Annotated in this window: 15 protein-coding genes; 14 read left to right on the forward strand and 1 reads right to left on the reverse strand. The window is 71.8% G+C overall.

Annotated elements, in window-relative coordinates:
• The first annotated feature begins 87 nt into the window (after nucleotides 1-87).
• The 7 genes from ffh (at nucleotide 88) to trmD (ending at nucleotide 6680) form a co-directional block, all read left to right on the forward strand.
• Nucleotides 88-1734: a signal recognition particle protein gene (gene ffh, locus AB4030_RS09250; protein ID WP_442278919.1), complete on the forward strand. Its 1647-nt coding sequence runs from the start codon at nucleotides 88-90 to the stop codon at nucleotides 1732-1734.
• A gap of 126 nt (nucleotides 1735-1860) precedes the next feature.
• Nucleotides 1861-2949: an amidohydrolase family protein gene (locus tag AB4030_RS09255; protein WP_442278920.1), complete on the forward strand. Its 1089-nt coding sequence runs from the start codon at nucleotides 1861-1863 to the stop codon at nucleotides 2947-2949.
• Entirely contained in the window at nucleotides 2939-3877 is a 939-nt protein-coding gene (locus AB4030_RS09260) for a GNAT family N-acetyltransferase (protein ID WP_442278921.1), read from the forward strand. The genes AB4030_RS09255 and AB4030_RS09260 overlap by 11 nt, the downstream gene beginning before the upstream one ends.
• Before the next feature lie 191 nt (nucleotides 3878-4068).
• The gene (gene rpsP / locus AB4030_RS09265; RefSeq protein ID WP_442278922.1) at nucleotides 4069-4545 is read left to right on the forward strand and encodes a 30S ribosomal protein S16; all 477 of its coding nucleotides are present in this window, start codon (nucleotides 4069-4071) and stop codon (nucleotides 4543-4545) included.
• A 2-nt stretch (nucleotides 4546-4547) separates the two neighbouring features.
• Entirely contained in the window at nucleotides 4548-4790 is a 243-nt protein-coding gene (locus AB4030_RS09270) for an RNA-binding protein (RefSeq protein ID WP_442278923.1), read from the forward strand.
• 127 nt (nucleotides 4791-4917) lie between these two features.
• Complete coding sequence (gene rimM, locus AB4030_RS09275; protein WP_442278924.1) at nucleotides 4918-5445, forward strand: ribosome maturation factor RimM; 528 nt, start codon at nucleotides 4918-4920, stop codon at nucleotides 5443-5445.
• Between the two features lie 41 nt (nucleotides 5446-5486).
• On the forward strand, nucleotides 5487-6680 hold the full coding sequence (trmD, locus tag AB4030_RS09280; protein ID WP_442278925.1) for a tRNA (guanosine(37)-N1)-methyltransferase TrmD: 1194 nt from the start codon (nucleotides 5487-5489) through the stop codon (nucleotides 6678-6680).
• Between the two features lie 12 nt (nucleotides 6681-6692).
• Here trmD and AB4030_RS09285 read toward each other — a convergent pair whose 3' ends face one another.
• Nucleotides 6693-7451, reverse strand: coding sequence for an ABC transporter permease (locus AB4030_RS09285; protein WP_442278926.1), 759 nt, complete (start codon nucleotides 7449-7451; stop codon nucleotides 6693-6695).
• A 250-nt stretch (nucleotides 7452-7701) separates the two neighbouring features.
• Between AB4030_RS09285 and rplS the strand changes: the two genes are divergently transcribed.
• The 7 genes from rplS (at nucleotide 7702) to AB4030_RS09320 (ending at nucleotide 12949) form a co-directional block, all read left to right on the forward strand.
• A complete protein-coding gene (gene rplS / locus AB4030_RS09290) occupies nucleotides 7702-8076 on the forward strand; it encodes a 50S ribosomal protein L19 (protein ID WP_026863786.1) in 375 nt (124 codons plus the stop codon).
• A gap of 42 nt (nucleotides 8077-8118) precedes the next feature.
• Nucleotides 8119-8889: a signal peptidase I gene (gene lepB / locus AB4030_RS09295; RefSeq protein ID WP_442278927.1), complete on the forward strand. Its 771-nt coding sequence runs from the start codon at nucleotides 8119-8121 to the stop codon at nucleotides 8887-8889.
• A complete protein-coding gene (lepB, locus tag AB4030_RS09300) occupies nucleotides 8889-9776 on the forward strand; it encodes a signal peptidase I (protein ID WP_442278928.1) in 888 nt (295 codons plus the stop codon). Before lepB (AB4030_RS09295) ends, lepB (AB4030_RS09300) begins: the two co-directional genes overlap by 1 nt.
• Nucleotides 9777-9793: 17 nt before the next feature.
• A complete protein-coding gene (locus AB4030_RS09305) occupies nucleotides 9794-10564 on the forward strand; it encodes a ribonuclease HII (RefSeq protein ID WP_442278929.1) in 771 nt (256 codons plus the stop codon).
• Nucleotides 10561-10881, forward strand: a complete 321-nt coding sequence (locus AB4030_RS09310) for a DUF2469 domain-containing protein (RefSeq protein WP_030146655.1) — start codon at nucleotides 10561-10563, stop codon at nucleotides 10879-10881. The genes AB4030_RS09305 and AB4030_RS09310 overlap by 4 nt, the downstream gene beginning before the upstream one ends.
• 146 nt (nucleotides 10882-11027) lie before the next feature.
• Nucleotides 11028-11393, forward strand: coding sequence for a YraN family protein (locus AB4030_RS09315; protein WP_442278930.1), 366 nt, complete (start codon nucleotides 11028-11030; stop codon nucleotides 11391-11393).
• Complete coding sequence (locus AB4030_RS09320; RefSeq protein WP_442278931.1) at nucleotides 11393-12949, forward strand: YifB family Mg chelatase-like AAA ATPase; 1557 nt, start codon at nucleotides 11393-11395, stop codon at nucleotides 12947-12949. Before AB4030_RS09315 ends, AB4030_RS09320 begins: the two co-directional genes overlap by 1 nt.
• Nucleotides 12950-13015 lie beyond the last annotated feature (66 nt).

The raw sequence follows: 13015 nt of genomic DNA on the forward strand, positions 1-13015 counted from the left end.
CGTAACCTCCGCGCGCCACCGCGGCTCACGGCATACCTCCTCGGACGTCGGGTCGGACCCACGCGCCGGAGCGGATAACCTTGCCCGGTGTTTGCATCCCTGTCTGACCGCCTGACCGCGACGTTCAAGAACCTCCGCGGCAAGGGCCGGCTCACGGAGTCCGACGTCAACGCGACGATCCGCGACATCCGCCTCGCCCTGCTCGACGCCGACGTCGCCCTGCCCGTCGTCAAGCGGTTCACCAGCTCGGTGCGCGAGCGGGCCCTCGGCGCCGAGGTCAGCCAGGCGCTCAACCCGGCCCAGCAGGTCGTCAAGATCGTGCAGGAGGAGCTCGTCGCCATCCTCGGCGGGCAGACGCGCACCATCCGCTTCGCCAAGCAGCCGCCGACGGTCATCATGCTGGCCGGCCTCCAGGGCTCGGGCAAGACGACCTTCGCCGGCAAGCTCGGCAAGTGGCTCAAGAGCCAGGGGCACACGCCGCTCCTCGTCGCGGCCGACCTCCAGCGCCCGAACGCCGTGACCCAGCTCGAGGTCGTCGGCGAGCGAGCCGGCATCCCCGTCTTCGCGCCCGAGCGGGGCAACATGGGCGGCCACGACGCCGTGCTCGACTCCGGCGAGGGCACCCGCTCGTTCGGTGACCCCGTCCACGTCTCCCGGATGGGTATCGAGCAGGCTCGCGCCAAGCAGTACGACGTCGTCATCGTCGACACCGCAGGCCGCCTCGCCGTCGACGCCAACCTCATGCAGCAGGCCTCCGACATCCGCACGGCCATCGCGCCCGACGAGGTCCTCTTCGTCCTCGACGCCATGATCGGCCAGGCTGCCGTCGAGACCGCCCAGGCGTTCCACGAGGGCGTCGCCTTCACCGGTGTCGTCCTGTCCAAGCTCGACGGCGACGCCCGTGGTGGTGCCGCCCTGTCGGTCGCCGAGCTCACCGGCGAGCCGATCATGTTCGCCTCGACGGGTGAGAAGGTCACCGACATCGAGGTGTTCCACCCCGACCGCATGGCCAGCCGCATCCTCGACATGGGTGACGTGCTGACCCTCATCGAGCAGGCCGAGAAGGCGTTCGACAAGCGCCAGGCCGACGAGATGGCGCGTAAGTTCCTCGCCGAGGAGGACTTCACCTTCGAGGACTTCCTCCAGCAGATGAACGCCATCAAGAAGATGGGCTCGCTCAAGTCGATGCTCAAGATGATGCCGGGCATGCAGGGGATGCGCGACCAGCTCGACGCCTTCGACGACCGCGAGTTCGACCGCGTCGAGGCGATGGTCCGCTCGATGACCCCGTTCGAGCGCACCCACCCCAAGCAGATCAACGGCTCGCGCCGCGCCCGCATCGCCAAGGGCTCGGGCGTCACCGTCACCGAGGTCAACCAGCTGCTCGAGCGCTTCGGCCAGGCCCAGAAGATGATGAAGTCGATGGCCCGCGGCGGCGGTGGCGGCCTCCCGGGCATGCCCGGCATCCCCGGTGCCGGCAAGCGCGGCAAGCAGGCCCCGCAGCGCAAGAAGAGCAAGAGCGGCAACCCCGCCAAGCGCGCCGCCGAGGAGCGGGCCGCCGCGGAGAAGGCCGCCTCGGGGCGTGCCGCCTCCGCCGCGAGCGCGTTCGGGGCTCCGGGCGCGGGCGATGCGGGCGGCCCCGACCGTGCGGCCGACGACGCCGACCCGATGGCCGGTTTCGACCCGTCGAGCCTGCCCAAGGGCTTCGAGAAGTTCCTCGGCGGCGGTCGCTGACCGAGCGCTTCCGGCAGGGGTCCGTCCCGCGCCCGTGTGCAGCGGGTGGGGTCCTGACCCCACACGCTGCACACGGCGACGCGTCGCTGGCTGGGCCCGCGCAGGTCGGAGGTTAGGGTCGGTGCCATGAGTGCACCGGTGCTCCACGTCCGCGGTCGGGTGCTCGTCGGTCCCGACGACGTCGTCGACGAGCTGTGGGTCGTCGACGGGCGGCTGTCGTTCACGCCCCCCTCCGGCGGTGCCGACGTGCAGACCCTCGAGGGATGGGTGCTCCCGGGTCTCGTGGACGCCCACTGCCACGTCGGGCTCGGCCCCCACGGCGCCGTCCCGCCCGAGGAGGCCGAGCAGCAGGCGATCACCGACCGCGACCGCGGCACGCTCCTCATCCGCGACGCAGGGCAGCCCGGCGACACGCACTGGGTCGACGAGCGCGAGGACCTGCCGAAGATCATCCGCGCCGGTCGGCACATTGCCCGCACCCGCCGCTACATCCGCAACTACGCCCACGAGGTCGAGGAGGACGAGCTCGCCCGCCACGTCCGCCTCGAGGCGCGCCGTGGCGACGGCTGGGTCAAGCTCGTGGGCGACTGGATCGACCGTGACGTCGGCGACCTGGCCCCGAGCTGGTCGCGCCAGGCCGTGGCCGACGCGATCGCCGCCGCGCACGAGGAGGGGGTGCGCGTCACGGCGCACTGCTTCGGTGAGCAGTCCCTGCGCGACCTCGCCGCGGCGGGCATCGACTGCATCGAGCACGCGACGGGACTGTGCGAGGACTCCATCGACACCTTCGCCGAGCAGGGCATCGCCATCGTCCCGACCCTCGTCAACATCGCCCAGTTCCCCGAGCTCGCCGAGCCGGCCAAGGAGAAGTTCCCGGACTACCACCGCCACATGCTCGACCTGCACGAGCGGCGCTACGCCACCGTCGCCGCGGCGCACGAGGCCGGCGTGCCGATCTACGTCGGCACCGACGCCGGCGGGAGCCTGCCGCACGGCCTCGTCGCCCAGGAGATGGTCGAGCTGACCAAGGCAGGGCTGACCAACACCGAGGTGGTCGCCGCAGCGACGTGGGGCGCGCGCGAGTGGCTCGGGCGTCCCGGCATCGTCGAGGGCGAGGACGCCGACCTCGTCGTCTACGCCGCCGACCCCCGCGCCGACGTCACCGTCGTCGCCGACCCGCTGGGTGTCGTCCTGCGAGGTCGCGTTGTCGTCTGAGCACGCCCGCGAGCCGGACGCCGACGAGCCACCGTTCACCGCGACGGGCGACCGCGTCGAGGTGCGGCCACCCACCCCGGCCGACATCCCGGCCTACACCGCCGCCGTCACCCTCTCGGCGCGGCGCCTCGCCGACTTCGCCATGCCCGACCCGCACAACCTGCCGGTCGTCATCGCCAACCAGTCGCCGACCTACCGCACCTTCATGGTGCACGCGCTCGACGCCGAGGGCTCGCACGGGCTCGTCGGGCGCGTCAACGTCGCCAACGTGGTCGGCGGGTCGTTCCGCAACGCCACCGTCGGCTACGACTCCTACGACCCGTATGCCGGCCGTGGCCTCTTCGCCGAGGGGCTGCGCCTCGTGCTCGACCTGCTCTTCGCCGACCCGCCCCGGGGGATGGGGCTGCACCGCGTCGAAGCCAACATCCAGCCGGCCAACCACCGATCCGCAGGGCTCGCCCGCTCGATCGGTTTCGTGCACGAGGGCTACTCCCGCCACTTCCTGCACCTGCCCGGCGTCGACGGACGCCGCGACTGGCGCGACCACGAGCGCTTCACGATGCTCTCCACCGACTGGCCGTCCGTGCCCTACCGCGCCCAGGGCCACCGCCGGGTCGCCTGTGTCGTGGACGGGCCCGGCGTCCCCGGCTACGGCGGGACCAGCCTCGCTGCCGCCGTCGCCGCGGAGCTCGGGGTGCCGCTCTTCTCGTCGACCGTCGTCCCGGACCCGGCCACTGTCTTCGAGCTGCTCCGGCTGTCGCCCGTCGGCGGGGTCCTCGAGTGCCGGCTGCACGGGCCGGAGCTGCGGACGGGCCTCGCCCGCGCGGGCTTCGAGCCCTCGCGGGTGCCTGTCATCGAGGGCGGCGCCGACGTCTCCCGGCGGGACGTCGTCCGCCACGCCCTGGCGGTGCGTGCCGCCCACGCGTGAGGGCGCGGGCGGCATACGCACGTCGTCGCCGGGCCCGTGTCCGGAGCACCCTCTCCGGTCTGGCAGAATGGAGGGCTGTACCCGTCCGGCCCCCTCTCGGCTGGACCGGACGCCTACACACCGAGCGTCGGCACCCCGGCTGAACCCAGTCGGTCTCGCCGCGCTCACTACTGGTTGAGGAGACCGCCACCATGGCAGTCAAGATCCGTCTGAAGCGCATGGGCAAGATCCGTGCACCGTACTACCGCGTCGTCGTCATGGACTCGCGCACCAAGCGTGACGGCCGTGCCATCGAGGAGATCGGCAAGTACCACCCCACCGAGCAGCCGTCGCTCATCGAGATCGACATCGAGCGCGCGCACTACTGGCTCGGCCAGGGTGCGCAGCCGACCGAGGCCGTCGCGGCGCTCATCAAGATCGTCGACGAGGGCAAGCTCCAGACCAAGGAGCCGAAGACCCCGAAGAAGGACCTCTACGAGGCCGCAGTCGCCGCTGCCGGTGGCAAGAACGACGCCGGCACCGACGGCCCGACGCCGCGCAAGAAGGCCGCGAAGAAGGCCGAGCCGAAGGCTGAAGAGGCCAAGGCTGACGAGGCCAAGGCCGACGAGAAGGCCACCGAGGCTCCGGCCGAGGCCGCTGCCGACGACACCGCGAAGGCCGAGGCCTGAGCATGCTCGAGGAGGCGCTCGAGCACCTCGTCAAGGGCATCGTCGACCACGACGAGGACGTCGTCGTGCGCCGCAAGGATCTGCGCCGCGGAGAGCTGCTCGAGGTCCGGGTCCACCCCGACGACCTCGGCCGCGTCATCGGCCGCTCCGGCCGCACGGCGAGCGCGCTGCGCACCGTCGTCGGCGCCCTCGCGGGCAACAACAACGTGCGCGTCGACATCGTCGACACCGACCGCGCACGCTGAGCGCCGACGACTCCACCCGAGTCACCGAGAGGGGCGCCCCGGATCTGCCGGGGCGCCCCTCTCGCGTTCTCGCACCGCTTGCGGCCAGTGGTCTCCTGCCGTCGCCAGAACTGAGAGGATTCGGCCCATGAACGTCGTGCTCGCCCGCATCGGCAAACCCCACGGTCTGCTGGGAGAGGTGACCGTCCAGCTGCACACCGACGACCCGGAGACGCGGTTCGCCGTCGGCACCGTCGTCGCGACCGAGGCCGAGCCGGGATCCGGCGTCCCGACGGCGCTGACCATCGCGTCGACGCGGGTGCACCGCGGCATCTGGCTGCTCACCTTCGAGGAGATCCCGGACCGTACCGGCGCTGAGAGCCTGCGTGGCACGCGCCTCGTGCTGCCCGAGTCCGACCCCCAGGCCGAGGACGAGGCCTACTACGAGGAGGACCTCGTCGGTCTCGAGGTGCGCGACACGAACGGCGAGACGGTCGGCACCGTGAGCGGGCTCGAGATCGGGCCGGCACAGGACCGCCTCGTCGTCACGCTCACTGACGGGGTCATGGCATACGTCCCGTTCGTCAAGCGCATCGTGCCCGTCGTCGCCGACGACCACGTCGTCGTCGACCCGCCGGCCGGTCTCTTCGACCTCTACCGCGAGGGCGCCGAGTGACCTTGCCCGAGCAGCCGCCGACACCTCGCGCTCGTCCGGCCATGCGTGTCGACGTCGTCTCCATCTTCCCGGACTACCTCGCCCCCCTCGACCTCTCGCTCATCGGCAAGGCGCGCGAGGACGGGCTGCTCGACGTCCGCATCCACGACCTGCGCGGCTTCACCCACGACCGCCACCGCACCGTCGACGACACCCCGTACGGCGGGGGAGCGGGCATGGTCATGAAGCCGCAGCCGTGGTCCGAGGCGCTCGACCACGTTCTGGCACAGGACAACCCAGAGGGCCTGAAGCCGCGGCTCGTCGTCCCCGGCCCCGGCGGCCAGCCGTTCACGCAGGCGCTCGCGCGCGAGCTCGCGCAGGAGCCGTGGCTGGCCTTCGCCTGCGGCCGCTACGAGGGCATCGACGAGCGCGTCTACGACCACGCGCGTGAGGACCTCGGTCTCGAGGTCTCGGTCGTCAGCCTCGGCGACTACGTCCTCAACGGCGGCGAGGTGGCCGTGCTCGCCATGGTCGAGGCGGTCGGCCGGCTCGTCCCCGGCGTCATCGGCAACGCCGAGTCCCTCGTGGAGGAGTCGCACGAGGACGGTCTGCTCGAGTACCCCGTCTACACCAAGCCCAGCTCGTGGAACGGCCGCGAGGTCCCGCCGGTGCTCCTGTCCGGCAACCACGGCGCGATCGCGGCCTGGCGCCACGAGCAGCGGCTCGCGCGCACCGCCGCACGCCGGCCCGACCTGCTCCACGCCTCCCACGGAGCCGTGGGGGACCAGGACGTCGACATCCGCGCCGCGACGCCGGGGGACGTGCCCGAGCTCGCCGTCCTCATGCGCGCCTGCTGGGTGCAGGAGGCGGTCGTCAACGACACGCTCGACATCCCCGCGCTCCGCGAGAGCCTCGACGACGTCCGCGCCAGCCTCGACACGACGCAGACGTGGGTGGCCCGCAGCGGCGGCCGCCTCGTCGGCGCGGTGCGGACGTCCCGGCCGTCGGCCCCCGGTGACGACTGGTTCATCGGGCGTCTCTGCGTCGTCCCGGACCTCCAGGGTCGCGGACTCGGCCGCCGTCTGCTCGAGCACGCCGAGTCGACGGCGCCGGACGGCATACGCACGTTCACGCTCCACACGGGCGCCCACAGCGCCGAGAACCTGCGGATGTACAAGAAGGCGGGCTACCGCCTCGTCGACTCGGAAGCTCCCATCCCCGGGGCGGTCACCCTCGTCAAGCGTCGGCGCGGCTGACCGGCGCGCCCGTCACGACACGAGGGCGAGCCCGAGGTCGTCCGGCAGCAGCAGGCGCCGGCGGATCAGCGCGGCCTGCACCCCGGCGGTGATCGACTGCGTCGCCATGATCGCGAAGAGGACGAGCACCTGGGCGGTCGCGGCCTGGACCGCGCTGCCCCCGCCGAGCATGACGCCGATGAAGGCCCCCGGGAGCGTGACGATGCCGGACGTGCGCACCTGGTCGAGGCTCGGGACGATCCCCTCGGGCACCCGTCTCGCGATGATCTCGTCGATGGCCTGGCTCGAGGTGAGCCCGAGCGACAGTGACGCCTCGTACTGCCCGTGCTCCTCGCGCAGGGCCGCGAACGTGCGCCGCCCGACGAGCGTGTGCACGGTCATGGTGTTTCCGATGACGATGCCCGCGACGGGGATGACCGCGATCCCGGTCAGCGGCACCGACCCCGTGGCCAGCACGATGGCCACCACCGGCACGATGCCGCAGGCCATCGCGGCGGCGGCCCAGGGCCAGGTGCGGGGAGCGCCCACCCGCTTGGACGTCGTGGCGACGGCGGTGGCGAACATCGCGCCCACCGCGAGGAACGACCACCACAACGAGCCGACCACGGCGGTGATGACGAGCGCAACGAGCGACAGCTGCACGACCGCCCGGGCGCCGGCGACCGCTGACTGCCGCTCGAGGCCGATGCCGCTGACCCGGTTGGCGACCACGGTCACGGCGAGGAGGATGACGAGGCAGAGGTAGACGGGCCAGCCGGGGGAGACGCTCACGGGCCCACGCTAGGGCACCCGCGCCCCCGAGCCGCGACCGCCGATTTCTGGTATGCCGGGTGCTCTGGCAGACTTGCTCCTTGCGTCCGGCACACGACGGCCCCTGCCACAGGGGGAGTCGGGTCACCACCCAGCACCACCCAGCACCACCCAGCACCACCGAGCAGCACCGGTGACTCGACGCGGCCCGACGGACGCGTCCAGACCTTTGTGACGAGGTGGCCTGTGGCACCCAGGAAAGCGAAGCATCATGCACACGTTTGACGAGATCAACGCCGCATCGCTGCGCTCGGACGTTCCCGAGTTCCGCGCCGGCGACACCCTCAAGGTCCACGTCAAGGTCATCGAGGGCACGCGCTCGCGTGTCCAGGTGTTCCAGGGCGTCGTCATCCGTCGCCACGGTGGCGGCATCGGCGAGACCTTCACCGTCCGCAAGATCTCCTTCGGTGTCGGCGTCGAGCGCACCTTCCCGGTGCACACCCCGGTCATCGACAAGATCGAGGTCGTCACCCGCGGTGACGTCCGTCGCGCGAAGCTCTACTACCTCCGTGGTCTGCGCGGCAAGGCCGCCAAGATCCGCGAGAAGCGCGACAGCATCCCCGCCAAGACCGGCGCGAAGAGCTGACGACCTGCTGACGCGGTCGTCCTTCTAGGCACGAGAGGCGCGGTGGACCCCGAGCGGGCCGTCCGGAAGACATCCGGGACGCCCCCCGAAACGGGGTCGGCCGCGCCTTCCTCGCGTCCGGGGGGACCCGCGGCGCCGACGTCGCACGCCGGGCGGTCACGGGCGTATGCCGCCGCGCGCCGGCGCCGGTGGCTGCTCGGGCCCGCGCTGCTGGTGCTCGCGGTCGTGCTGCTCCGCGCCTTCCTCGTGACGCCGTTCGGCATCCCCAGCGCGTCGATGCAGGACACGCTGCTCGTCGGCGACCGCATCCTCGTCAGCCGCACGACCTCCCCGGCGGACCTGCACCGCGGCGACATCGTCGTCTTCGACGCGTCCCGGGCCTTCCACGTCCCAGCCCCCGAGCGGGGGGTCCTCCAGACGCTTGTGGCCGCCGTCCAGAGCCTGGCCGGTCAGGGGCAGCCGACGGACTACGTCAAGCGGGTCATCGGCCTGCCCGGCGACCACGTGCGGTGCTGCGCGCCCGACGGACGCCTGGAGATCAACGGGGTCGCCGTCACCGAGCCGTACATCGCGGCGGGCCAGAAACCGAGCGAGCTGACCTTCGACGTGACGGTGCCCGCGGACCGCTTCTGGGTCATGGGAGACAACCGGGGCTCCTCCGCCGACTCACGCGCCCACCTCGGCGACCCGGGTGGCGGCATGGTGCCGGGTGACGACGTGGTCGGCAAGGTTTGGGTGCGATACTGGCCGCTCGATCGGCTCGGACCGGTCGACGCAGCACCAATTGCCCCCGTCCCACGAAATGGTGAGTGATGTCGCAGTACACCGGACGCCCCGAAGACCCGACCCGAGGGCGCACTGCTGACGACACCGACGACCTCGACGACGACTTCGACGACGACTACGACGAGCCTCGCAGCTTCGGGGCGACGATCCTCGCCGGCCTCAAGGAGCTCGTCATCGTCGTCGTCCTCGCGATGGCGCTCTCCTTCGTGGTCAAGACGTGGCTCTTCCAGGCGTTCTACATCCCGTCCGGCTCGATGGAGAACACCCTCGTCAAGGACGACCGCGTCATCGTCAGCAAGCTGACGCCGGGCCCCTTCGACCTCAAGCGTGGCGACGTCGTCGTCTTCGAGGACCCGGGGGTGCCGAGCCCCTGGCTCGGCGGACTCAGCGAGACGCACAGCACCGTCGGTGGGCCGTTCCACGACGCGCTCGTCTTCGTGGGGCTGCTCCCCGAGGACTCGGAGAACCACCTCATCAAGCGCGTCATCGGCTTGCCCGGCGACCACGTCCAGGCCAACGGTGACACCGGCAAGATCAAGGTCAACGGCGTCGAGATCACCGAGCCCTACGTCAAGCCGGGCGACTTCCCCAGCGAGGGCAAGAAGTTCGACATCACCGTTCCCGCCGGTCGCATCTGGGTCATGGGCGACCACCGCAGCGACTCGTCCGACAGCCGCTGGCACGACGACGGGACCGGGGCCACGGGCTCGGTGCCCATGGACAAGGTCGTCGGCCGCGCCCTCTTCGTCGTCTGGCCGATCGACCACGTGACGTGGCTCGGCGTGCCGGAGCGCACCTTCTCGCAGGTCCCCACGGCCACCACCCCGTCGACGAAGCCCGCGCCGAAGTCCACGGTCAACCCGAGCCAGGGCGCCACGCCGAGCGTGTCGGCGACGAAGGCCGCGGCCAGCTGATCGGCGCACCCCGCACCATGGCACGTCCTGCACCCTCCAAGAAACCGTCGCTCCGGGTCGAGCGCGCCCTGCAGCGTTCCGGACACCGTCTGCTCGCCGGCATGGACGAGGTCGGCCGGGGCGCGCTCGCGGGGCCCGTCAGTGTCGGTGTCGTCGTCATCGACGAGACTGTGCGCTCGGCACCGATCGGGGTCAAGGACTCCAAGCTGCTCACCGAGCGGGCCCGCACGGTGCTCGTGCCGCGCATCGAACGGTGGGCCGTCGCCCACGCGGTCGGCCACGCGGGCCCCCACGAGATCGACGAGATCGGCATCATGGCGGCGCTGCGCCTCGCCGGCCTGCGCGCCCTCGGCGGACTCGGTGTCGTGCCCGACCTCGTCATCCTCGACGGCAACCACGACTGGCTCACGGCACCGATCGAGGTGGGGCTCTTCGCGTTCGCCGACGCCTCGGGCCCGACGACCCCGCCGGTCACCACCATGATCAAGGCCGACCTCAAGTGCTCCTCGGTCGCCGCCGCGAGCGTGCTGGCCAAGGTGGAGCGGGACCAGATGATGGTGGCCCTCTCGAGCGACCACCCGGCATACGGCTGGTCGCTCAACAAGGGCTACTCCGCACCCGAGCACATGGACGCCCTGGCGCGCCACGGGCCGTGCGAGCTGCACCGACGCTCGTGGCGCCTGCCCGGCGTGTACTCGACGGAGCCTGTCGAGGTGTTGAATGAGGGCACGGAGACGTTCGCTCCGGAGCCCGCCACGGCAGATCAGACAGGGACGGCGATCAGGTGAGTTCGGAAGATCTCGAGAAGTACGAGACCGAGATGGAGCTCCAGCTCTACAAGGAGTACCGCGACGTCGTCGGCCTCTTCACCCACGTCGTCGAGACGGAGCGACGCTTCTACCTCGCGAACTCGGTCGACGTGAAGGTGCGCAGCGACGGCGGCGAGGTCTTCTTCGACGTGACGATGGCCGACGCGTGGGTCTGGGACATCTACCGCCCGGCGCGCTTCGTCAAGAACGTCCGCGTCGTGACGTTCAAGGACGTCAACGTCGAGGAGCTGCCCAAGCCCGACATCAAGCTCCCCGAGAGCGGCGACTTCTCCTGACGCGGTGACGCGCACGGCGACTCGCGCCACGAGGCTCGGGTCGGCTGACGTCCCTTTGTCCACACCCCCTCGCCGACGACGTATGCCGTCCACAGCCCGGCGCTGACGGGTGTCCTCCCCGGGCGGTCGCCGGGAGGGTGGTCGGCATGGACCTCTCCAGCCGCGCCCTCGGCGACTACGGCGAACGCCTCGCCTGCCGCTACCTGCTCGCGCAGGGACTGACGATCCTCGACCGCAACTGGCGGTGCGTGCGGGGCGAGATCGACGTCGTTGCGGTCGACGGCCGTGAGCTCGTCGTCTGCGAGGTCAAGACCCGCACGACGGAGGCCTACGGCGCACCCTTCGAGGCGGTGACGCGGAGCAAGCAGCGCCGGCTGCGGCGGCTGGCCGGGCTCTGGCGCGACGACCACGCCGACCTCGCGCGCGGTCTCGCCCTGCGGATCGACGTCATCTCCATCCTGCGCCCGCCCTCCGGTCGGGCACACCTCGAGCACCTACGGGCGGTGTGCTGATGGGACTCGGGCGCACGAGGTCGGTCGGGCTGCGCGGGGTGCACGGGTTCGTCGTCGACGTCGAGGCGCACGTGACCCCAGGGTTGCCGGGCTTCGCGATCAGCGGCCTGGGCGACTCGGCCGTCAAGCAGTCCTCCGACCGCATCAAGGCCGCAGCCGCGCTCATCGAGAAGATGCCGGTGAGCCAGCGCCGCGTCACCGTCAACCTGTCCCCGGCGGGGGAGCGCAAGGTCGGCACCGGCTTCGACCTCGGCATCTTCATCGCCGTCGCCGCCGCCATGGATCTCGTGCCGGTCGGCGTCGTGCGCGACGTCGTCCACATCGGCGAGGTCGGTCTCGACGGCACCGTGCGTCCGGTGCCAGGGGTGCTGCCGCTCGTGCGAGCGGCGTCCCTCGTGGGGGTGCGACATGTCGTGGTACCGGTCGCCAACGCGGGGGAGGCCCGCCTCGTGTCCGGCGTGCGGGTGCACCCGGTGGCCGACGTCACGGAGCTCGTCCGGCGCTACGCCGCCCTCGGGAAGGGACGTGGCGTGGCGGAGGTGCCGGTGCCCCTGGTCGCCCCACCGCCACCGGAGCCGGTGCGCGACCTGAGCGAGGTCGTCGGCCAGTCGGACGCCAAGCTCGCGCTCGAGATCTCGGCTGCCGGAGGTCACCACCTGCTGCTCGCGGGTCCGCCGGGCGCCGGCAAGACGATGCTGGCCGAGCGGCTGCCCGGACTGCTGCCGGCGCTCGGTGAGGCCGAGTCGATGGAGGTCACGGCGATCCACTCGGTGCTCGGAGCGCTCGGGCCCGGGCAGGATGCGCGGCTCATCACCCGGCCTCCCTTCGTCGCTCCTCACCACGGCGCGTCGCAGGCCGCGGTCATCGGCGGCGGCAGCGGGCGCATCCGCCCCGGTGCGATCACCCAGGCCCATCACGGGGTCCTCTTCCTCGACGAGACGCCGGAGTTCGACAAGGGCGTTCTCCAGGCGCTGCGCACGCCGCTCGAGAGCGGGTCGGTCTCGATCGCCCGGGCTCAGGAGACGGTCACCTTCCCGGCTCGCTTCCAGCTCGTCATGGCGGCCAACCCGTGCCCGTGCGGCCACGGGTGGGGCAAGGGCCTCGACTGCACGTGCACCCCGCTCATGCGTCGCGCCTACTTCGGCAAGCTGAGCGGCCCGTTGCTCGACCGCGTCGACCTGCAGGTCCACGTGCAGCCTCYGGGGCTCTCGCTGGCGGGCGCGGCGCCGGGGGAGCCCACAGCCTCGGTGGCCGCGCGGGTGGCCGCCGCCCGCACCGCGCAGGGGGAGCGGTGGCGCGAGGCGCTGGAGCGGCGGGGAGGGGTGAACGCGGACGTGCCCGGTTCGGTGCTGCGGGCTCGCCCGTGGCGGCTGCCGAGCAGCGCCACGACCACGCTCGACCGTGCGCTCGAGAGTGGGGCCCTCAGCCTGCGCGGCTACGACCGCACGTTGCGGTGCGCGTGGACCATCGCCGACGTCCTGGGGCTCCAACGTCCCGGACGAGACCAGGTCGACCTGGCCATGTCGCTGCGACACCGGGCCGGGGTGGCCGCATGAGCACCCGACGACGGCCCGGGCCCGTGGCCGACGGTGGTCCCACGAACGTCCTGCAGGGGGTGGACG

This window comes from Terrabacter sp. 2YAF2 (assembly GCF_052114705.1).
GTDB lineage: Bacteria > Actinomycetota > Actinomycetes > Actinomycetales > Dermatophilaceae > Terrabacter.